At 61.8% G+C, this 21,311-nt stretch carries 21 protein-coding genes and 1 pseudogene; 10 read left to right on the forward strand and 12 right to left on the reverse strand.

Annotated features, from left to right (window positions below; genetic code table 11):
- Positions 1-23: 23 nt before the first annotated feature.
- Positions 24-935: a diacylglycerol/lipid kinase family protein gene (locus RCH11_RS11470; protein ID WP_327057141.1), complete on the reverse strand. Its 912-nt coding sequence runs from the start codon at positions 933-935 to the stop codon at positions 24-26.
- Positions 936-1,273: 338 nt separating this feature from the next.
- Between RCH11_RS11470 and RCH11_RS11475 the strand changes: the two genes are divergently transcribed.
- The gene (locus tag RCH11_RS11475) at positions 1,274-2,659 is read left to right on the forward strand and encodes a magnesium chelatase (protein ID WP_327057142.1); all 1,386 of its coding nucleotides are present in this window, start codon (positions 1,274-1,276) and stop codon (positions 2,657-2,659) included.
- Between the two features lie 24 nt (positions 2,660-2,683).
- Positions 2,684-4,723: a vWA domain-containing protein gene (locus tag RCH11_RS11480; RefSeq protein ID WP_327057143.1), complete on the forward strand. Its 2,040-nt coding sequence runs from the start codon at positions 2,684-2,686 to the stop codon at positions 4,721-4,723.
- Between the two features lie 5 nt (positions 4,724-4,728).
- Here RCH11_RS11480 and RCH11_RS11485 read toward each other — a convergent pair whose 3' ends face one another.
- The 6 genes from RCH11_RS11485 to RCH11_RS11510 form a co-directional block, all read right to left on the reverse strand.
- Positions 4,729-5,496, reverse strand: coding sequence for an SCO1664 family protein (locus RCH11_RS11485; RefSeq protein WP_327057144.1), 768 nt, complete (start codon positions 5,494-5,496; stop codon positions 4,729-4,731).
- Positions 5,497-5,498: 2 nt separating this feature from the next.
- The gene (locus tag RCH11_RS11490; protein ID WP_327057145.1) at positions 5,499-6,047 is read right to left on the reverse strand and encodes a DUF3090 domain-containing protein; all 549 of its coding nucleotides are present in this window, start codon (positions 6,045-6,047) and stop codon (positions 5,499-5,501) included.
- 34 nt (positions 6,048-6,081) lie between these two features.
- Positions 6,082-6,783 carry a histidine phosphatase family protein gene (locus RCH11_RS11495; protein WP_327057146.1) on the reverse strand — a complete coding sequence of 234 codons (702 nt, stop codon included), beginning with the start codon at positions 6,781-6,783 and terminating at the stop codon, positions 6,082-6,084.
- A gap of 62 nt (positions 6,784-6,845) precedes the next feature.
- Positions 6,846-7,796 carry an aldo/keto reductase gene (locus RCH11_RS11500; RefSeq protein WP_327057147.1) on the reverse strand — a complete coding sequence of 317 codons (951 nt, stop codon included), beginning with the start codon at positions 7,794-7,796 and terminating at the stop codon, positions 6,846-6,848.
- Positions 7,797-7,839: 43 nt separating this feature from the next.
- Complete coding sequence (locus RCH11_RS11505; protein ID WP_327057148.1) at positions 7,840-8,664, reverse strand: SDR family oxidoreductase; 825 nt, start codon at positions 8,662-8,664, stop codon at positions 7,840-7,842.
- A gap of 154 nt (positions 8,665-8,818) precedes the next feature.
- Positions 8,819-9,622, reverse strand: coding sequence for a GNAT family N-acetyltransferase (locus tag RCH11_RS11510; RefSeq protein ID WP_327057149.1), 804 nt, complete (start codon positions 9,620-9,622; stop codon positions 8,819-8,821).
- A 114-nt stretch (positions 9,623-9,736) separates the two neighbouring features.
- Between RCH11_RS11510 and RCH11_RS11515 the strand changes: the two genes are divergently transcribed.
- From RCH11_RS11515 to hxlA, 3 genes are all read left to right on the forward strand, one after another.
- Positions 9,737-11,029, forward strand: a complete 1,293-nt coding sequence (locus RCH11_RS11515) for a helix-turn-helix transcriptional regulator (RefSeq protein WP_327057150.1) — start codon at positions 9,737-9,739, stop codon at positions 11,027-11,029.
- 123 nt (positions 11,030-11,152) lie between these two features.
- Positions 11,153-11,734: a 6-phospho-3-hexuloisomerase gene (gene hxlB / locus RCH11_RS11520; RefSeq protein WP_327057151.1), complete on the forward strand. Its 582-nt coding sequence runs from the start codon at positions 11,153-11,155 to the stop codon at positions 11,732-11,734.
- 70 nt (positions 11,735-11,804) lie between these two features.
- On the forward strand, positions 11,805-12,428 hold the full coding sequence (gene hxlA, locus RCH11_RS11525) for a 3-hexulose-6-phosphate synthase (protein ID WP_327057152.1): 624 nt from the start codon (positions 11,805-11,807) through the stop codon (positions 12,426-12,428).
- Positions 12,429-12,603: 175 nt separating this feature from the next.
- Here the strand turns inward: hxlA and RCH11_RS11530 are convergent, their stop codons facing one another.
- Positions 12,604-12,762, reverse strand: a complete 159-nt coding sequence (locus RCH11_RS11530; protein ID WP_327057153.1) for a hypothetical protein — start codon at positions 12,760-12,762, stop codon at positions 12,604-12,606.
- Between RCH11_RS11530 and RCH11_RS11535 the strand changes: the two genes are divergently transcribed.
- The 5 genes and pseudogenes from RCH11_RS11535 (at position 12,763) to RCH11_RS11550 (ending at position 18,340) form a co-directional block, all read left to right on the forward strand.
- Positions 12,763-13,590: an SDR family NAD(P)-dependent oxidoreductase gene (locus tag RCH11_RS11535; RefSeq protein WP_327057154.1), complete on the forward strand. Its 828-nt coding sequence runs from the start codon at positions 12,763-12,765 to the stop codon at positions 13,588-13,590. It abuts the gene before it with no gap.
- Between the two features lie 145 nt (positions 13,591-13,735).
- Positions 13,736-14,185: a CHRD domain-containing protein gene (locus RCH11_RS11540; protein ID WP_327057155.1), complete on the forward strand. Its 450-nt coding sequence runs from the start codon at positions 13,736-13,738 to the stop codon at positions 14,183-14,185.
- A gap of 69 nt (positions 14,186-14,254) precedes the next feature.
- Positions 14,255-14,449, forward strand: a pseudogene (locus RCH11_RS18190) (WYL domain-containing protein); the annotation flags it as partial.
- A gap of 478 nt (positions 14,450-14,927) precedes the next feature.
- Positions 14,928-16,574, forward strand: a complete 1,647-nt coding sequence (locus RCH11_RS11545; protein WP_327057156.1) for an N-6 DNA methylase — start codon at positions 14,928-14,930, stop codon at positions 16,572-16,574.
- 500 nt (positions 16,575-17,074) lie between these two features.
- A complete protein-coding gene (locus RCH11_RS11550; RefSeq protein WP_327057157.1) occupies positions 17,075-18,340 on the forward strand; it encodes an HNH endonuclease signature motif containing protein in 1,266 nt (421 codons plus the stop codon).
- Positions 18,341-19,087: 747 nt separating this feature from the next.
- Here the strand turns inward: RCH11_RS11550 and RCH11_RS11555 are convergent.
- The 4 genes from RCH11_RS11555 to RCH11_RS11570 all read right to left on the reverse strand — a co-directional run bounded on the left by RCH11_RS11555 (position 19,088) and on the right by RCH11_RS11570 (position 21,245).
- The gene (locus RCH11_RS11555; RefSeq protein WP_327057158.1) at positions 19,088-19,237 is read right to left on the reverse strand and encodes a hypothetical protein; all 150 of its coding nucleotides are present in this window, start codon (positions 19,235-19,237) and stop codon (positions 19,088-19,090) included.
- 107 nt (positions 19,238-19,344) lie between these two features.
- Positions 19,345-19,935 (reverse strand): hypothetical protein, encoded by a 591-nt coding sequence (locus RCH11_RS11560; protein ID WP_327057159.1) that lies wholly within the window; start codon positions 19,933-19,935, stop codon positions 19,345-19,347.
- A 25-nt stretch (positions 19,936-19,960) separates the two neighbouring features.
- Positions 19,961-20,908, reverse strand: coding sequence for a hypothetical protein (locus RCH11_RS11565; protein ID WP_327057160.1), 948 nt, complete (start codon positions 20,906-20,908; stop codon positions 19,961-19,963).
- A 70-nt stretch (positions 20,909-20,978) separates the two neighbouring features.
- Complete coding sequence (locus RCH11_RS11570) at positions 20,979-21,245, reverse strand: hypothetical protein (RefSeq protein WP_327057161.1); 267 nt, start codon at positions 21,243-21,245, stop codon at positions 20,979-20,981.
- Positions 21,246-21,311: the final 66 nt, after the last annotated feature.

Consider the following 21,311-nt stretch of genomic DNA (forward strand, 5'->3'; position numbering starts at 1 on the left):
CAGCGGAACCGTCGGTCACCGCATCATTGTGCAGGCGCCGTGACCTCGGGCGTGCGGACACGAAGTGCATTCGGCTCGATCCACGCCGTGAACGCCATCGCTTCACCGAAGCCGTCGCCATCGAGTTCGATTTCTTCGGGATCCGACAGGCGCGCGGTGAATGACGTGCCCGTTTCATAGTGAAGATCTGGATTGTTCTTGTGTTCTCCTGCAATCGCTTTTCCGGCTTTTGTGCGCCGAACGACACCATTGGTCCAGGCGACTTTGACCCAGACCCTGATCCAACCGAGCACGCCATCGGGTCGAGTCATCATGAGGTCGAATTTGCCGTCGTCCAGCACCGCTTCGGGCATGAGCAGAATGTTTGCCTGCAGGGAACCGCAGTTGCCGAGGATCAAGGTGTGCACGGTCGTTCGCCTGCGAGGTCCATCATCGAGCCGGAACTGGAGGTGAAGCTCCGATGGGTCTCTCAGTGAGGCGGCAAGGGCTTTTATGTAGGCAACCCAGCCAGCTTTGGCTTTGAGCTTCTCGTCGGTATTGGCGATCATTTTCGCATCGAGGCCCAGTCCAGCCATCACCACGAACGCATGTTGATCCCGGCTCTTATCAGCCCGTTCAATGCGGATCATGCCAAGGTCGATCTGTCGATCTACCCCGGTGAAGGCGACCTTGACGCTTCCCGGCAGATCGTTGAGTGTCAACTTGAGGTTGCGCGCGAGAAGGTTTCCGGTGCCCGATGGCAGGAGGGCAACGGACGCCTCATGCCCCCGCAACGCTTCGACAACCGCTCGAACCGTGCCATCGCCGCCCGCGACGATCACCATATCCACGCACTGCGCAAGGGCTTCTCCCGTCGCGCCCTGGCCGACGTCATCAATGGAGGTTTCAAACCAGAGGGTTTCCCCCCAACCGGCGGCCGCAGCCTCCGAGATCACTGCTTCGCGGAGAGCAGGGAGGTCTACCTTGATGGGGTTGTACACGACCGCGGCAACACGGGACCTGGCATTATTCATGGAGTCATCGTAGGGGCGGGAATCGAGCGGGGAGAGCGGGTTGACCAGCCCGTAATTTGCGGCCAGAATGGCAATTTTCGTTCCGCACTGAGTTCCGCCGCCCTGTCCCGCGGGGTCCATGAGCGTCTCGGTCACCCACCGAGTTCGGCGGCGAGGAGCTCGCCGGTGAGGGTGCAATCCGTGGTCCAACCCTTCGCCTTGGCTGGGACCATGGCGTATTCACTGCGGTCACTGGTCAGGGGCGGGGTAGCTTTGTTGAGGTGATACGACCCCCCCAGACAACCGTTGGCGAGCTCCGGTCTTCCGGCCATGTGCAGAAGACGCTGCGCGTAGAGATCCGCGACAATCTTCTCTCCGCGCTCCGCGAGGGCCACGACCCGTGGCCCGGGCTGCACGGCTTCGCCTCCACCGTCATCCCGCAGCTCGAGCGGGCCCTCATCGCCGGCCATGACATCGTGCTTCTCGGCGAGCGCGGGCAGGGCAAGACCCGCCTGTTGCGCACGATGGTCGGGCTGCTCGATGAGTGGAGTCCGGTGATCAAGGACTCCGAGCTCGGTGAGCACCCCTTCGAACCCATCACCGTAACGAGTGTGCGCCGCGCCACCGAGCTGGGAGACGACCTCCCGGTCGCCTGGCGCGGCCGAGACGAGCGGTATGCCGAGAAGCTCGCCACCCCGGACACGAGTGTGGCCGACCTGATCGGCGATGTCGATCCGATGAAGGTCGCGGAGGGTCGGAGCCTGGGGGATCCGGAGACCATCCACTTCGGCCTGATCCCGCGCAGCCACCGCGGCATCGTCGCTATCAACGAGCTGCCCGACCTCGCCGAGCGCATCCAGGTCGCGATGCTCAACGTGATGGAGGAACGCGACATCCAGATCCGCGGCTACGTGCTGCGCCTCCCGCTCGATGTGCTCGTGGTGGCCAGTGCAAACCCCGAGGACTACACCAACCGCGGGCGGATCATCACCCCGCTGAAGGATCGCTTCGGCGCCGAGATTCGCACCCACTATCCGACCGAACTCGCCGATGAGATCGCCATCATCCGCCAGGAGTCCGACCTCGTCGCCGATGTGCCCGACTACCTCGTCGAGATCCTCGCCCGCTTCACGCGCGCCCTGCGCGAGTCGTCCGCGGTCGACCAGCGCAGCGGTGTGAGCGCCCGCTTCGCCATCGCGGGAGCCGAGACTATCGCCGCAGCCGCGATCCACCGGGCGACCCGCCAGGGCGAGGCGGATGCCGTGGCCCGGCCGGTGGACCTGGAGACGGCCGTCGACGTGCTCGGCGGCAAGATCGAGTTCGAGTCGGGGGAGGAGGGGCGAGAAGACGAGATTCTCGACCATCTTCTCCGCACCGCCACCGCAGAAACAGTGCGGGCCCATTTCCGTGGTCTCGACTTTGCCGTGCTGGTGGAGTCGATCGCGAGCGGGGTCATGGTCACCACCGGCGAGCAGGTCACCGCCCGCGACTTTCTCGCCGGCCTGCCGGTGCTGGGCGAATCGGAGCTCTACGACGAGATCTGTACCCGTCTCGGTGCCACCAACGACGGGCAGCGAGCCGGCGCGATCGAGCTCGCTCTCGAGGGCCTCTACCTCATGCGCAAGATCAGCAAAGAGAGCGGCGAGGGTGAGGTCATTTATGGCTAGGAATAACTGTGGCTAGGAATAACTGTGGCTAGAGCCAATCGCCGGCTGGCACGTCGTGCTCGCTATGGCAGGTATGACGGCGGGCCCGATCCGCTTGCTGCGCCCGTCGACCTGTCCGAGGCGCTCGATGCGATCGGTGAGGATGTCATGGCCGGCTCCTCGCCCGAGCGTGCGATGCGCGAGTTCCTGCGCCGAGGTGGCGCGAACCAGGCGGGTCTCGACGACCTGGCGCGCCGGGTTGCCGAGCGTCGGCGCGAGCTGACGAAGAAGCACAACCTCGACGGCACACTGCAGGAGGTCAAAGCCCTGCTCGACAAAGCCGTTCTGGCCGAGCGCAAACAGCTTGCCCGCGACACCGAGCTGGACGATGGCGACCGGATGCTCGCCGAGATGCAGCTCGACAACCTGCCGGCCTCCCCGGCGGCAGCGGTCAGCGAGCTCAGCGACTACGACTGGAAGAGCAGCGAGGCTCGGGCCGACTTCGAGAAGATCAAAGACCTGCTCGGGCGCGAGCTGCTCGACCAACGCTTCGCCGGAATGAAGGATGCGCTGGAGAACGCCACCGACGCCGACCGTGCCGCAATCACCGAGATGATGAACGATCTCAACGCCCTGCTGGACGCCCACGGGCGGGGCGAGGACAGCCAGGAGCAGTTCGACGACTTCATGCAGAAGCACGGCGAGTTCTTCCCCGATAAGCCATCCAACATCGACGAACTTCTCGACTCGCTCGCCGAGCGCGCCGCTGCCGCTCAGCGGATGCGGAACTCGATGAGTCAGGAACAGCGCGACGAACTCGATGCGCTCGCGCAGCAGGCCTTCGGGTCACCGGAGCTGATGCAGTCGCTTGCCCAACTCGACGGCAGCCTCCGTTCGCTCCGCCCGGGTGAAAACTGGGGCGGCTCCGAGAAGATGGATGGTGAGGAGGGGCTCGGTCTCGGCGACGGCACCGGGGTATTCCAGGACATCGCCGAGCTCGACGCGCTGTCTGAGCAGCTCGCGCAGTCGTACAACGGATCGCGCCTGGACGACCTTGACCTCGACCAGCTGTCCCGCCAGCTCGGCGACGAAGCAGCGGTCAATGCCCGCACGCTTCAGCAGCTCGAAAAAGCCCTGCGTGACTCCGGCACGATGAAGCGCGGATCTGACGGCCAGCTCACCCTGACCCCGAAGGCGATGCGGCAGCTCGGTAAGGCTCTGTTGCGCGATGTCGCCAATCGGATGTCGGGTCGCCAGGGTAACCGTGACCTCCGCCAGGCGGGGGCGGCGGGGGAGCGCTCCGGTGCCACCCGCGAGTGGGCCTTCGGCGACACGGAATCCTGGGACGTCACCCGCACCATCACCAACGCCATCACCCGCACGGCAGGGGAGGGCGGCGCAACCGGCGCGGGTGTGCGGATCGAGATCGGCGACGTCGAGGTACAGGAGACCGAGGCGCGCACCCAGGCCTGTGTCGCTCTGCTCGTGGACACCTCATTCTCGATGGTGATTGACGGGCGGTGGGTACCGATGAAGCGCACCGCGCTTGCGCTCCACACCCTCATCACGAGCCGCTTCCGCGGTGACGACCTGCAGCTCATCAACTTCGGTCGGTCGGCTTCCGTCATCGACATCGAGCAGCTCACCGGGCTCGAGGAGATCTACGACAAGGGCACCAACCTGCATCACGCCCTGCTGCTGGCAAACCGTCACTTCCGCAGGCATCCGAACGCCCAGCCGGTGCTCCTCATCGTCACCGACGGCGAACCGACCTCGCACCTCGAAGCCAGTGGTGAGGTCTTCTTCGACTATCCGCCGCATCCACTCACCGTGGCCTACGCCGTGCGCGAGCTCGAAAACTCGATGCGCCTTGGCGCCCAGACGACGTTCTTCCGCCTCGGCGACGATCCCGGCCTTGCCCGGTTCATCGACTCGATGGCGAAGCGTGTCGGGGGCACGGTCGTCGCCCCCGAACTCGATGATCTCGGCGCGGCCGTCGTCAGTTCTTACCTCGGCTCGCGTGGCCGCGGGGGCACTGAGGGCCCGTCAAGCGGTGGCTTCGACGGCCTGTTCGGACGCGGGTAAGGCCGTCAGAACAGCGGCCACGGCACGGCGGGCATGTGACCGTGAGGGGCAGGAAAGCGCCCGTTGCGCCGTAACCGGTCGCAACGGTCGGCGAGGGCCGTTATCTCGCGGCTAGTGAGCAGTTCTGCGAGGGCAGCCCCGAGCTCGCCGTCGAGCTGAGCGCGCACGCGGTCGATCCCATCCAACTCGTCGGCCGTGAGCTCGTCTCCGAGCCAGCCCCAGAGCACGGTGCGCAGCTTGTGCTCGTTGTGGAAGGTCAGCCCGTGGTCAACCCCGTGACGGTGTCCGTCCGCCATCGCGAGCACGTGGGCGCCCTTGCGATCGGCATTGTTCACGACGATGTCAAAGACGGCCATCCGTCGTAGCGCTGGGGAGTCCTCGTGGATGAGCGTGACCGACCGATCCTGGTTATCCATGCCGTTGAAGACGTGGCGCCAACCCTCAGCGGGCACGGCGCCTGCGGGCACCAGGTCGACGGCATCCTGCTCGGGATCAACGTCCTGCCAGAGCTGCACCATCCCCGCGCCAAGTGGACCTTCGCGCAGCCAGGTACGGGGAACGATGTTCCAGCCGAAGACTTGCGAGACCAGGTACGCCGCGACCTCACGGCACGCGAGATCGCCGTCCGGAAAGTCCCAGAGCGGACGCTCGCCGGCAATCGGCTTGTACACCACCGAGACACTTCCGATGCGTGCAAGAAAGGTCGCGTTCGATGCCGTGGTGATGCGCCCGGTGATCTCGAGCTCCTCCTCCGCGAGGTCCGCATCCGGCATCGTCAGAGATCATCAGGCAGTGTGTGCACATGCCCATCCGGGTCGATCGGCGTGCCGCAGACTGAACAGATCGGTCGCCCAGCCCCCACCACCTCGAGGGTGCGCTTTGCGAATGCCCGAGCGGTGCCGACCGGAATCCGCACCAGCAGCATTTCCGTCGGCTCGAGGTCGACCTGGTCGATCGCGTCCTCGTCGACAAGCACGAGCGGGTACGCCTCGATCACGACCTGGGCGGTAGAGGGATCCCAGCCCAAACTCATGGCACCGGTTCGGAACTCGGCGGCGACGGGCTGCTCGAGCGGGTCGTTGTCGACGAGCTCGATCGGCGTCTCAGCCGGCACGCTCACCGGGTTGCCCTGCTGGTCCATCAGCTCGTCGAGGATTTCCTCGATTTTCTCGGCGAGAAGAGCCGACTGTTCTTTCTCGAGCGCCACGCTGACGATCCGGTTTCCGGCGCGAGCCTGCAGGTAGAAAGAGCGCGACCCGGGTTCCCCGACCGCGCCGACGATGACCCGATCGGGCCAGTCGAACCCGTGGATGATGGTTGGCATATCCACATTCTACGAGCGGTGGGTGAGCGATTCCTCAGAGGTTGCCAGCGCCGCCGCCGACCGGCGCATCCTGGGCTGGGGGGCTGGCGCGAAGCCAGGAGAGGTCACCAGAATCGGTGTTCGTCGCGATGACACTGGGGCGACCGGCCCCGTACCGAATTATCGAGACGGATGCCGGGCCCACACTGATTCGCTGGAACAGGTCGAGATGCATGCCGAGGGCGTCAGCCAGAATCGACTTGATGATATCGCCGTGGCTTACCGCAACCCAGACGGCACCCGATCCGTGCTGCAGCTCGAATGCCGCGTCGTGCCGTCGAATCGCGGCAACCGATCTGGCCTGCATCGCTGCCATCGACTCGCCGCCGGGAAACGTGACCGCGGAGGGGTGCGACTGAACCACCGACCACAGGTCCTCCTTGGCCAGCTCGGCAAGGGTACGTCCTTGCCACTCGCCATAATCGCACTCGGTGAACCCCTTCTCCAGTGCCGTCACCGGCAGCTCACCCTGGTTATCGAGGTTCTGCGAGTCGAGGATGAATCGTGCCGTTTGCCGACACCGCTCCAGTGGGCTCGAGACCACTCCGACCAGCGGCACAACCGCCAGGCGTCCACCCATGAGGGCCGCCTGCTCCCGTCCGGTCTTGTCGAGCCTGACGCCAACGGCCCGTCCCGCCAGGACGCCGGCGGTGTTCGCTGTGGTGCGGCCGTGCCGCACGAGAATGACTGTGGCCATAGCGACAAGCCTAGACATCCGTCCCGGGTGAACCCGACAGCGGGCCACCCGGGAATCCGGCTCTAGTAGCGCGCTCCGACTACCTGCTCGATGAGGCCGTCGAGCGTCCGGAGCGTATCGGCGTCAAGCGTGAGATCGAGAGCGCCGACGTTCTGCTCGAGCCATTTGACACGCTTCGTTCCGGGGATCGGCACAATCGAGATACCGAGGCGAGTGCCCTGGGCGCCAACCCAGGCCAGTGCGACCTGCGCCGGCGTCGCACCGATCCTGGTTGCGATTTCGGTGACCGTTTCGGCGATCGCTTGGTTCGCCTCCCCGGCCTCACCGACGAAACGGGGGCTCTTGCTGCGAAAGTCTTTCGCATCAAAGGTCGTGCGGTCGACTGTCCCGGTGAGGAATCCGCGTCCGAGGGGGGAATAGGGGACCAGGCCGATGCCGAGTTCCTTCATCACAGGAGCGAGGTTCTCGGGGTCGCGTGTCCAGAGCGAATACTCGCTCTGCACGGCACTGATCGGGTGAACGGCGTGAGCGCGGCGGAGCAGCGACTCGTCGACCTCGCTCAGGCCGAGGTAGCGCACCTTGCCCTCGGTCACGAGTTCGGCCATTGCTCCAACGGTCTCCTCGATCTCCGCCGTCTGTGCCGGACGGTGCAGGTAGTACAGGTCGATCGTGTCGATTCCCAGGCGCAACAGCGAGGACTCGGCGGAGCGTTTCACATATCCACGCTCACCACGGATGATTCTCTTGTCATCCCCGCCGGTACGGTCAATGCCGAATTTGGTCGCAATCTGCACAGAATCGCGACGGTCGTGGATGGCACGGCCGACGAGTACCTCGTTGTGGCCGTCGCCGTACACGTTTGCGGTATCGAGCAGCGTCACGCCGAGGTCGATCGCGCGATGGATGGTGGCGATGGACTGGTCCCAGTCCGCCGGCCCGTACCACTCACTCATTCCCATGCAGCCGAGTCCCTGCGCCGAGACGGTCAGTTCTCCGAGATTCACTTTTTTCATTATTTTCTCCTTCAGCCCTGTGCTTCTTTAACCCTGTGCTTGTTTAGCCCTGTGCTTCGATGGACAACTCATTCCACTTTTCCCAGGTGGCCAGTCGAGACGCGTAATCGGCCTTCGCAATTGCCAGCGGAGCCTCCCCGAAGAAGATGCGCAACGGCGGCTCACCGGCATCCACGATCTTCAACAGGACCGCTGCGGAGGCGACCGGGTCGCCCGAGACACTCACGCGGGATTTGCGGGCGGCTTCGGCCAGTTGCTTCACGCCGTCGTAGTCCGACAGCGCGGTCGCGTGGATTCCGGATGACCCGCCCCAGTCCGTCGAGAATCCGCCTGGCTCGATCAGGGTCACCCTGATACCGAACGGGGCGACCTCCTGCGAGAGAGCCTGCGAGAATCCTTCGAGCGCCCACTTCGACGCCGCATAGAGACCCGTGCCCATGAACGCGCTGATGCCGCCGATGGAGGAGACCTGCAGGATGTGGCCGCTCTTTTGGGCCCGCATGTAGGGGAGAGCCGCCTGGGTAACCCACAGCGCCCCGAAGAAGTTGGTCTCCATTTGGGCATGAGCTTCAGCATCGCTGACCTCTTCGATCATGCCGAAAAGTCCGTAGCCGGCGTTGTTGACCACCACGTCGAGTCGCCCGAAGTGCGCGTGGGCCGCATCGACCGCCGCGGTCGCCGCGGCGTGGTCCGTGACGTCGAGAGCGAGCGGAAGTATCAGGTCGCCATACCGGTCGGAAAGGTCACCGAGAGTGTCGATGTTGCGAGCGGTCGCTGCCACTTTGTCGCCCCGCTCGAGCGCGGCAATTGCCCATTGTCGGCCGAAACCGCGAGACGTTCCGGTGATAAACCAAACTTTTGAAGGCATGGGAAATTCCTTTCCTGTCGGGGAATGAACACGCCGAAGGCAATACTTTTACCGATCGGGAGTAGAGCAAGTCTGAGTTCTTCACCATCTGCCGGGTGTAACGCGGCACCCTGTCCTGTGATTCCTGACCCAGGCTGCTGGATGTTCTGTGGGCTTATCGCTTCCAGTGGTACGGCGTCGTTGTCGACACCGCAATGAATCCGGATCGTTCGAGGATGGGACGCGAGTAGGCGGTCGAGTCACTGTGAATCAGTGTCTTCCCTCCGGCGATCGCCGAGCGGGCACGGGCGGCAGTCACTGCCCGATAGATCCCTCGGCCACGCCAGTCGGCGCGGGTCGCACCACCCCAGATTCCGGCGAAGTCGGACCTGGCAACCGGCTCGAGTCGTCCCGCGGTCACGATCTGGCCCTCTGCTTCGCCGACCCACAGTTCCATTCCGTCAGCGAGACTCAGCCGCGCAAGTAGAGCATTCGCCGCATCCTCGGAGACAGGATCACCGAAGACTTCATCCTGCATCCCGCTCATGGCGCGAACATCCGGTTCTTCCGTCACCCGCCGCACGGTCACGCCGAGAGGAAGGGGAACATCAATCGCCAAAGCCACCGCCTCACCGATCATGATCGATTCCGGGTCATCCGGGATGAAGCCGTTCGCCACTAGAGCTTCGTGAAGCCCCGGAGCATGGTCATGGGCACGTGTTTTCCACTCGACTCGCTCGATGCGTGGGGCGGACTCGAAATAGCTCAGGGCTTCCGGGACTAGCCGCTGAACAGCTTCGGAGTTTGCCTCTCCGAGGTCCCGGTAGGTGATGAAACCGCGTCCACCGGGGAAGGTCACCAGTCGGAGCGGGCCGAGACGGGTGACATCGATGGCGCCAGGAGTCTCCGCATCGGTTCGCAGTTGCGCGTCATACGCCGCGAGAAGTCGAGCACGGGTATTCACTTCGTCGTCAGCCATCGGATCATTCTCCCCGACAGCCGCGTCCCGCCGTCACGGAGTGAAGCGAGGACTACTCGTTAGAGTGGGATTCACTATCGCCCAATTATGTTGTCGCCCAATTAGGTTGGGAACATGACAGTGGCCATCCAACTCTCTTTGACCGCTCTGGTGCGCGGCCTGCACACGGTGCTCTCGAACCCACTTCTGGGTATCGCCCCCGCTCTCGCCGAGCTGTTGAGTCCACTCATCCGTCATTCCGCCCTGGTTATTTTCACCGAGGATTGCACGGGGCGTCCCCAGAAGCGTGCAGGCGACCCGTCGATCGCCGATCACGTCACCGTCGCCGAAATGGACGTCGTCAGAGAGCAAGTGAGATCCAACAACTCAGCGAGTTGGGCAGCGACCGGCATCATCGCCGGCACTGATCGGGTCTTCGCTGGCTGGATTGCCTCGAGCGGTGCGCTGATGGTGCTGACCGACCCCGTACTCGCCTCGCCAACAGCAGAGACGCTGGACGAGGTGATGGTCACCGTCGCGGGTCTGTGGGATCTGGTCGCCTTGAGCATCCGCCACCAGGTTGCGGCCGCAACACCCGCTTACCTGTTCGATTCCCGCACGATGTCAGTGGAACGCGCGGCCATCATCGCGGAGTTATCGGACGCCCACTCCACCACGCTGGAGATGCTGCTGGCCGTTCTGCGTTCGCGTGAAGCCTCCGACGCAGCCGCCCGTCGGGCTGCCACAGACATCGCCGCCACCGCTATGGTCAAACTCCGAGCGGTGTCAGATCGGGATCGAAAGCTGTCAAAAGAGCCGGTTGCCAAGGCTTTTGAGAGCCTGCAGAACGATCTTCGCCCGCTCGCCCGCTTTGGCGATCTCGATATCCAGTTCATCGAGCCTCCGATCAATGGACGAGCCCTTCCCGGGGAAGTCGCCCACGCGGGCCGCGCGATCGTCCGGGGTGCGGTTTTGGCACTCGTCGAACAGTCCGGCGTGAGTCGTGTTCGCGTGCAGTGGGATTGCGATGGAAGCAACCTGTTGATCAACATTCGCGATGATGGACCGGGTAACCTCACGGTTGACACCGCCAATGTGCGGCAACTCAGTGCGCGGGTGACCGCCCTCGATGGCACACTTCGAGTCGAAGCGACCAACGGGTGGGGATCGGAAATCTTTGTTTCCCTTCCGCTGGATCCCGTCTCGACTCACCTGAATATGGCTCCCCTCTGGGCGCTGACATCGCAGGAAAAACGCGTTTTAGAGCTCGTTGCCTCCGGTACTCGAAATCGGGCAATCGGGGATGCCTTGAACATCACCGAGAACACGGTCAAGTTCCATGTCGCGAACGTTCTCAAAAAAGTCGGGGCATCCAACCGCGCCGAACTCGCCTCGATTGTCAACATCCGGAGCCTGAACGCAATGTAGTCGTCTGCGAAACCTTGATAAAAGCCAGGACGGCACGAGGAGATCAGAAACTACCCTTTCGAGTAGGAACTTCCATCCCTGCGACCAGTGACCGAAACGCTGCTACTGGCGTTTCTTTGAAAGGTGGCAGTTACTACTACCTTTCCAGTGCTCGACGCCCTACACGTCATCGCCCGCGAGGACGCGACGCTGGTCGACGCACTGGCGCAGCTCAATCCGCTTTCGCTCGAACGCGCCGTCGGCGAGCTTCACGCGGCAAAAAGCGTCTTCGTTCTCGGCGCGGGACGGTCTGGTCTCGCCCTTCGGATGACGGCAATGAGACTGATGCACCTCGGACTCACCGTGCACGTCGTCGGCGAGGTTACGACACCGGCAATCGGTCGCGGCGACGTGCTGCTCGTGGCGAGCGGCTCCGGCACAACAGAGGCCATCGTGCGCTCTGCCAAGACTGCCATCGACGTCGGCGCAATCGTCATCACCCTGACAACCGCCACAAACTCTCCGCTCGCAGGTCTCTCATCAGTTCTTGTTGAAGTACCCGCCGCCGAAAAACTGGATCGCGCCGCCACCAAGTCTGTGCAGTACGCAGGATCCCTCTTCGAACAGGCTGTCGTCACTATCGGTGATGCTTTTTTCCACTCGCTGTGGCTGAGGTCCGGGCGAAGCGCCGATGATCTGTGGCCCCGCCACGCAAACCTCGAATAGCCGCAGGCCTCGCCCCTGCACTCACCAAGCTCGATTTTTCTTCCCCCACCACCGAACGAATGGAATAACCATGCAACTCCAAGTAGCCATTGACTTCCTCACGACCGAGGATGCCCTCGCCCTCGCGGCAAAGGTCGCTGACAGCGTCGACATCATCGAGCTCGGCACGCCGCTGATCAAGGCCGCCGGCCTCTCCGTCGTGACAGCGATGAAGGACGCCCACCCCGACAAGATCGTCTTCGCCGACCTCAAGACGATGGATGCCGGCGAGCTCGAAGCCGACACCGCGTTCAAGGCGGGCGCAGATTTGGTCACGATCCTCGGCGTTGCCGGGGACGCTACCATCACCGGTGCGGTGAAAGCAGCCCGTGCGCACGGCAAGGGAATCGTCGTCGACCTCATCGGGGTGAAAGACAAAGCCGCTCGCGCAAAAGAGGTGACCGCCCTCGGCGCCACGTTCGTCGAAATGCACGCCGGCCTCGACGAACAGGTCGAAGCTGGATTCACTTTTGGCACTCTGCTCGAAGCCGGATCGACCTCCGGAGTATCGTTCTCGGTTGCCGGAGGCGTGACGATCGCCACCATCGGTGCGGTTCAGGATGCCGGTGCGCATGTTGCCGTGGCCGGCGCCGCAATCTATGGAGCCGCAGATCCCGCTGCGGCTGCAGCCGAGCTGCGGGCGGCCATCAAGTAGTTCAACCCTGTCGAGAAGCCGGGCACCGGATGACGGTGCCCGGCTTTTGCCGTTTATCGAGGGACCCTGGGGAGCGACTTTTCTTGAAGAGCAACGGTCGACAATCCGAAATCACCTCATTCCGAGGGAAATAACCCTTCCGCTCACAGGGGCGGCAGACGCGGTGCTCGATAAGTCAGATGCGGAGCGTCTCGAGCGGGATGTTCGCCAGCATGTATCTCAGCAGGAAAAGCCGAATGCGGATGCTGAGATTCCAGACCCCTCGAAACACCGTGTTCACCTGCGGGGGCGTAACCGTCATCCCGCTGTAATCAAGGGAAAGAAGCTCGCTCATATGGACCTCACCAATCTGGATCTCACCAATCGACGCGGAATCATCACAGGCGCAGGGCAGGGCATCGGTCGGGCACTCGCGCTCGAGTTCGGTCGACGCGGAGGTCACCTGCTGCTCGTCGGGCGGCAACTGGCCACGCTCACGGAAACGGCTCGGCTCGTCACCTCCGCTGGAGGAACGACCGAGATCCTGGTCGAAGACCTCACCCAGCCTGGCGCCATTGAACGGATTGCACAGACAGTGGCATCCTGGAGCGTCTTTGATCTACTGGTCAACAACGCCGGCAATGTGCGCGCGGGCAGGCTCGAATTGACCAGCGATGCGGATGTCCACTCCATGATCAATCTGAATCTCACCGCCCCTATTCTGCTGACCAAGACCCTGCTTCCCGCCCTTCAGCAGAGCGGGAAGGGCCGCGGAAGCATCCTCCTGAATATTGCCAGTGGGATTGCGCTGGTCGGGCTGCCGTTCTACGCGGTTTATGCGGCAACGAAATCGGGCATTGCGCAGTTCGGTGAATCGCTTCGCCGCGAGTTGATCGGAACCGGCGTGCATGTCGCGACCGTCTATCCCGGTGCAACCGACACGGCGATGATGACTTCACAGAACGCCGGTGCCGAACTCGGTTGGGCCCGTCGATCGCTGGATGACGTCATCACCGACCTGATTGCTGCGCTGGAGGCTGGCAAGCATGAAATCAACACCGCCCCAGAAGACCGCCGGGCGATTCAACAACTCAACATCACCGATCCGATGGCAGTAGATGCCGCGCTCGCCCCCAGCCTCGAAGCCCTCGAATTCGCGGTGCGCGACCACCGCAGCGTCTAAGTCACAATCCCCGACGTGCAACTCGATCACGATAAAGGACTCGGGATGCAGCGCATTCCCAGCGCTTCGGCAGGGAGGGAAGCCCTCGACCGCTGGTGCTCCGACGTAGCCTGAAAGCCCCACCACAACGCCAATGGAGGCTACCGTGAGCACTATCACCCGCTCTACTTTCAAACTGATCGCCGTCGCTGCAACCGTCGCAGCCCTCACCCTTGCTGGCGGTGGAGTTGCGAATGCCAAGACCGGCGGCGTGCCGGCCATCCCCCTCAACAACGAGCAAGCCGGAGTGCCCGACACAGGCGCGAGTGGTTTCCTGCGATATAACATCACCGGATCAGAGTTCTGCTACCGCCTAGAAGTGCGCCACCTGTCGGCGCCCGTCACCGTCGGACACATCCATGTTGGGGCGCGCAACTCCAAAGGTGCCGTCGTAATCCCGCTCGAGGTGGGCAAGGGTACAGACTGGACCGTCAGTTCCTGCGTGGCAGCGACCCCGATGGTCCTCGAAGAGATCGCTGCAAACCCCCGCGGCTATTACGTCAACGTGCACAGCGAGAACTACAAGGCCGGCGAGATTCGCGGTCAGCTCAAGTAGGGGCGATCTCCAGCGGATCTATCCCGCAGGACGTCACTGGACTGCCTAGCAACGCTCCCGTTGTCGCAAATGTGCGGGAGCCGGTCCTCGAACAGAGATGGCTGTCTTCCACCGGTGAACCTCACCTGCACCGACGCGGAGGGGAAAACCACACGACGCGAAGTGAAACCAATGATCTTCGCTCTCACCGCTAGCCGGTGGAAGCTCGTCGCCTGGTGCAGACTCCGAGACGGCGTTCGCTGGTTTACCCTCACCGGGATTCAGCGCGCAACAGTCACCCGCCACCCGTTTACGAGATATCAGATCGAAGAGATAGGGGAACCGCCCACGTGGCACACTCAGTCCATTTCTGAGAATCGCTTCGGCGAACGGTTCCATAGATTCCAGCGGTCGACGTGCGATGAGCGTGAAGAGCCGGGGTCATCTGGCCAGCAGCTCAATAAGGCATTGAACCCGTGGTGTCGTCGGTTAAAGACAGTCTGCGAGACTCGGTGCAGCGTCACGCCGGTGCGCGCGTGCATCTCAGTGATGATCAGTGTCAGTGGCAGCAGACCAGTTCAAGTCTCAGGTCGATCGGGTGTGGAACGCCTTCTGGTCCAACGGCATGGCAAACCCGATGGAGGTCATCGAGTAGGTCACCTACCTCCTGTTCATCAAGGGCCTTGACGAGTTTCAGACCCTCGCCGAGAACAACGCCAACACCCTCGGCACCCCGATCGAGAGTGCGGTTTTCCCTGAGGGGATGGATGACACCGGCCGTCGCCCGCGCCCCTTCAGCGACCTGCGCTGGTCGCATTTCAAGAACTTCTCCTCGGAGGAGATGTTCGAGGCGGTGGGCCAGGACGTGTTTCCGTTCATGCAGCGCCTCGGCGAGGCAGGGTCGAGCTTCGCAGCGAGCATGAAGGACGCGCGGTTCACCATCCCCACCCGCGAGGTTCTGGTGAAGGCCGTCGAGCTGCTCGAGGGCATCCCGATGGAAGACCGCGACACCAAGGGTGACATCTACGAGTACATGCTCGGCAAGCTCGCCAGCGCCGGCACCAACGGCCAGTTTCGTACCCCGCGCCACATCATCGGGCTCATGGTCGATATGACCGCGCCGACCCCCACCGACACAATCATTGACTCGGCGGCCGGCACGGCGGGCTTCTTGGTGATGGCGGGGGAGTACCTGCGCAAAAACCACCCCGAGATTTGGGCGGATGCCGCCAGCCGCGACCACTTCAATCGGCTGGCGTTCACGGGGTTCGACTCCGAGGCATCCATGAGCCGCATCGGCAGCATGAACATACAACTGCACGGGGTGGAGACGCCAACCATTCAACGTCGCGACTCCCTTGCCGAGGAGCATTTTGTGGCCGGTGATGATTACACGCTGGTGCTCGCGAATCCACCATTCGCCGGCAGCCTCGACTACGAGACGACCGCCAAAGATCTGCTACAGATTGTCAAAACGAAGAAGACCGAGTTGCTCTTTCTCGCCCTCATGCTTCGCCTGCTCAAAAACGGCGGACGTGCCGCCGTCACCGTGCCCGACGGCGTGCTCTTCGGTTCGTCCAAGGCGCATAAAGACCTGCGGCGGGTGCTGGTGGAAGACCACAGGCTCGAAGCCGTCGTGAAGCTGCCGAGCGGGGTCTTCAAACCGTATGCCGGAGTCTCCACCGCCATCCTGTTCTTCCAAAAGACCAGCTCTGGCGGCACCGACAACGTGTGGTTCTCCGAGGTGAAAGCCGACGGCTTCTCCCTCGACGACAAGCGCTCGCCCACCGAGGCGGATGACCTACCCGACGTACTCGCGCGCTGGCAGTCGCTTGCTGGTGCGGATTCAGCAGAGAAGGCCCGACCCCGAACGGCCCAATCGTGTCTGGTGCCGAAGGCGGAGATCGCGGAGAAGGGTTACGACCTCAGCCTCAACCGCTACAAAGAGGTGGTGCACGACCAGGCCGACAACCTCCGCGCCAAGCGACGAGCGACTATCGATAAGTTGGAAGAACTTGAACTCGCTACATTCGATCTCACATTTCGCGAGCAGTCGCGCGAGATCGTTGAGTCCGTTTTCTTGGGTGACGCTTATTGGTTTCAAGAAGGCCCAGGAGTGCGGAATTGGCAATTCACCGCTGAAGGCGTGAATTTACTCAACGTCGGCAATATTTTGAAATCAGGCGTCTTGGACCTAACCCGCACGACAAAGCGGATTTCAAGCGAAGAAGCGAACGGCAAATATCGTCACTTCCTTGTCGATCAGGGAGACTTTTTGATCGTAAGTTCGGGAATTTCATCCGACACTGATGGATACCTGCGCACGAGGGGTGCATTCGTTGGCGCGAGCGACCTTCCGCTCTCGATGAACACGAGCACGATCCGCTTCAAAGCAGTACCCAAAATTTAGACACTGTCCTACTCTCAGGGTTGGCTATCTTCCCTGCACTTCAGAAAACAGATTTCCAAACTCGTTACCGGGTCCGCTCAGCTGAACTTCGGACCATCTCACTTTAGGCAGCTCCGGATACCGCTCCCGAAGCTCGCCACACAGCGCATGTACGAAGAGAAGGTTGCATCTGTCGCCAGGACAAAAGCGAAGCATCAGCAACATTCGTCGAAACTTGACGAACTCTTTGCCTCCCTCCAACACCGCGCCCTCCAAGGCGAGCTGTAAACGGAGACGCTGGTTCGACAACGCAGCAGTGACGTGTTGGTGTGCAGGTTGCTCGGCGCATTGAGATCGTGAAGATCGACGAGGACTTCTTCAGCGAAGAGTAATTTCGCGCCTGCCGCGCTTCTCCTCCTCCACAGGCTCATTTCTGCGAGTATGCCTGTGGATAAATACTGCTTTTGACCGGGGCTTCCTTGTGGGGAACAAATGTCGGTGGCTGCTGATTGAGTGTGTTTATGGAGCACCTCCTGTTGGATCCGGCAGACGCAGACACTCGCGTCGAGTTTGGCATGGCCGAAGCCGAGTTCGCGCAGCGCACACAGTGGCGTGCGTCGGCCGAGGTGTTCCGCGCGATAGACACCACCCTGCGAGAAGCCGCTGAGCATCCCGAGGTGTTCATCGAGGCCACGATGCTGCGCGGGGATGCCGTTGAGTTCGCCGAGCGCGCCGCCGCGGCTGATCTTGCGGTGCGCCTCAGCCTCGCGGAGTCCACGGTTCGTGCTTACGGCATGGTCGCGCGAACCCTGCGACAGCGGTTACCGCTGTTATGGTCGTGGTTCGCCGAGGGAGAAGTTTCGACCCAGAACGCCCGGGAAGCGGCGTCCATAGTCAGCGAGTTGCCCGCAGATTTATGGGCCGAGTTTGAGACCCGGATCATGAATGCCGCAACTCTTGCCCCGGCCAGATTTAAGGCCCGGGCTCGGGCCGTCCGCGAGAAGTTGCAGGCGCAGACTCTCACCGAACGCCATGAGGCGGCCCACGCGCACCGTGGGGTGTGGACCGAAGTGGACCGGGACGGCATGGGGTGGCTGCACGCACACCTGTCTGCGGAAAAACTTGCGATGGTGGGGGCCGCCCTCGACGGCATCGCATTCGGGCTGTTCACCGAATCCGACGAACAGCGCACGATGGCCCAGCTGCGCGCCGACGTGCTCAGTGACCTTCTCACCGGCAAGAGCAGCGCATGCACAAGTGGCTCCTGCAGCGATTGCACAGGTGGCATCGGTGGTGCGTGCACGAGGCCGGCGGTCGGGGTCACGGTTGCGCTCACCATTCCCGTGCTTACCCTGCTTGGCCACTCCGATGAGCCGGCTCTGCTCGAAGGCGTCGGTCCGATCGACATCGAAACCGCCCGCCGGCTGTGCGGGACGGTGCCCTCGATCACCCGGCTGCTCACCGATCCGGTCTCCGGTTCAATTCTTGAGATGGATCCGCGGCAGTATCGAGTTCCCGCCGCACTGAAACGATGGCTTGCCATCCAGCAGGACACCTGCGACTTCCCCGGCTGCGGACGACGCGCAGCCCACTGTGATCTTGACCACACCCGCGCCTGGGCCGACGGCGGAACCACCACCGTAGACAACCTCAGCCATCGATGTCGCACTCATCACACGATGAAACATCAAACCAAATGGCGGGTGGAAAAACCGCCCGGTGCCGAGCGCGCAGTGTGGACCAGCCCCACCGGCTACAGCCGAGAAGCCGATCCGCCACCGTTCTAGCGTGCCCAACATGATAGCCAACGACAACTAGCTGACACGCAGACCGAGAATCCGCGAAAAGGATCCCGCGGGTCGCGCGCCAATACCTGAGCCGATCCCACTAGTCTGGCGACAGCTTGGGAAGGGAACCGGATGGGCAACTTCGCCCTTGCGTGTGCCACTTGGCCGAGCACTACACCTACGGCGATCCACGTCAACACCTTGGCCTAGGTCGTGGTCGCCCTGGCAGCCGTTGTCGATAACATGCGTTAAATTCTGACTTTCTACAAGGGAGAGCTCGCCGTCTTTTCAATGACCAGGAAGAACGACGACATCGCCCGCACCGTCTGGCAAAGAGACAGTCCCGCACCTCACGGTGACGAGACGACCAAACCCCCAGGCTAGGTCTCGCCCGCACCGCCCAACTCCTGCATACTTTCAACCGATTAATTCGGCCTGCCAGAAATCATTCTGACGAGCCGATCATGCGCTAACCGGCCGTTCCGCCATAGGCCGATCGGGCAGAAGAAGTCCGTAAGAGCATAAAAAATGGGCCGGACAACCGTTGAACAGTTGTCGCGACCCATTTTCCGAACGAGTACCGGGCAATTGCCCGAACTTCCCCTCTGTGGGTGATTCAGCTAATGATCCGAGCATATGAATGCTGGGCACTTTTCGACCAAATTGAAATCGTTCCAAGCTAAGCGCAGAAGTCTTCCAGAAAACTCGAATATGTTTCGCTGATCAGCAGATACGCGTTCGATCACCTCAACTTGAAGATTCTCCAAGAACGACGTTGAGTCCGAGTCCGGGCAAGCCAAGCGCCAAATATTTAGCAATGCTTCGAACCGCAAAAAGGCCTGAAAGACCGCCGTAGTTCAGATTTCCGAGCGACCAGAGCAAGCCGAGCTTGAACATCAGTCAGTCTTGAACAGTCCAAATGTCTATTTCGAAACCTAACGTAGAGGCACGTAGCATCCTCATTGCCTACGTCACATAGCAACTTACCTACGTGACCTAGCAAGTCAATCGCCGTGGGAAGCGGTTGCCGCCGTGATTCGGTCCGCGAGTGCAGCCACTAATCCTCCCCGAATCTGGTCGTTTGAAAGAGAACTCTCTCTGAGCATAATCGAAGCCTTTTCGCCGTTGGTCAGCACGCCGTTGGAATACACAAGTCGGAGTGAAGCTTGCTTGGGCGAGTTTGAATCAGTGATCACGTCAAATTCCCTGTCCAGCGAGAGATGTCGAGAAGCGAGCTGATTTGCTAATTCAGTGGTCATAAATAGGGAAACTTCGATCCACGCGTCAGCGCGGATCAAGAGTTCCACCGAGGTTTGTGACCCAAAGAACGCGATTACCGAGTACGTTTCCTCCCCGCGTATTGCCAGCCGCACCACACCTTGAGAGGAAACAATGCCTTCGGCGATAGCGGCAAGCGCGCTCGAATACTCATCCTGCGAGACTTCGTTCCTTGCTTCTGCGAGGCGGACACGCAGCAACCCTTGTGCCACCTCCCTCGCTTGTGCAGTGAAATCGCGGCTCGGGAAAGGCAGTACCTTTCTAACGAGCGAAGTGACGCTTCCGGATTCTTCCAACAAGTAAGAAAGCTCGACCATGGAAAGGAGAAGCCGCGTCCTGCCCTCAGTGGCCAAAGACATAATTCATAACGTTCTTGATGTTTACCGATGCATCTCCAGCAAAGTTTGCGAAATTGCGACCCGCTTCACGAATCGGTGCCGCGGTGGCATCCATTTGATCACTTATCATCGTGGCCACTCCAAACGGCCCTGCGTACCGTTGTTGCATGATTTTACTCTCTTCCTGCGTGGGCGAGTTTGGGTCCGCAGCTTCCCCGAATAGGTTGTGGAATCCTTGAGCGTATGTCGCATCTTGTTTCTCAGTGCTATATGGAATAGCAATGTCAATAAGTCCGATGAGAGCGGCGCCTCCCAGTCCGATGGCGGCAGCTCCCGTCGCAACTACCCCAGCTCCAGCGACTTCAGCAACTGTGGTCGCGGCACCACTCAAGAGTGTCGAGCCTCCATGCAGAAGCGCGCCTACGAGATCGTGATTGTTGATGTCGCTGGCGACTTGATACCCACCGACGATCCACCCAATGGGGCCAAGCACCCGACTAACAGCTTCAAGGTCGGGAAGTGCACTGAGAAAACCGACGTTCTTGACCAACGAGGCAAAGTCGATGAGCTTGCCAGCATTATCGAAACCCTCCAAAAAATGGCCAACCTCTGAGCGGAGATCCGAGAGGCGATGATTTTCATTTTCCGAAAGCAAACCTCCGCTCAGTGAAAGACCAGATCCGCTCGCGGCACTTGCGCCCTCCTGGTCGGCGGCATTTCTGCGCAGCGATGCGGCCGCATTGGTCAATCGGTCCGCGGCAGCCGCAAGCTGAGTCGAACTCTGCGAGTCCCACGTCGAGCGAAACCGAAAGGCGACCGGGCCGGTCCACGGACTGGACTGGACGTTTCCGCCGACGCCCGTTCTGGTCCGGGTCAGCTGTGCAGCGGCGCTCTCAAATGTCCCGGCAAGCTGGCGCAACTCACCGACATCCGCGCCGAAGAATGTGCTCATTTACGCTCTTCCTGTCTTCCGGCGCGGGGCGGGCAGGTGACTGATCCTGCCCGCGCCGCGCATCGGGTATTTATGAGTTGGAAACCGATGCCTGGTCGGAGGCGTTCTTTGCTGCGGCGGCCGAGGCCTGCTGAAGGGCATTGGCGACATTGTTCAGTGCGGCGGTGTGGCTGCCCGACCAGTCGTTACGGAAAGCAGACGCGTCCGGGCCGGACCACTGAGTGCCGTTCAGCGCTCCGGTCAGCGTCTTAAGGATCTGCTGGATGTTCTGTGATTCCTGGTTCAACTGCTTACTCAGTGTCTGAACCTGCTCTACGTCAAGACCCCAAACGGCCATGGTGTTCTCCTTTTGTGTTTCCCGTTCCGGACTGTCCGGAAGCGGAGATCGTGTGCGTGGTATCCC

The sequence above is a fragment of the Glaciihabitans sp. GrIS 2.15 genome, assembly GCF_035984695.1.
GTDB lineage: Bacteria > Actinomycetota > Actinomycetes > Actinomycetales > Microbacteriaceae > Lacisediminihabitans.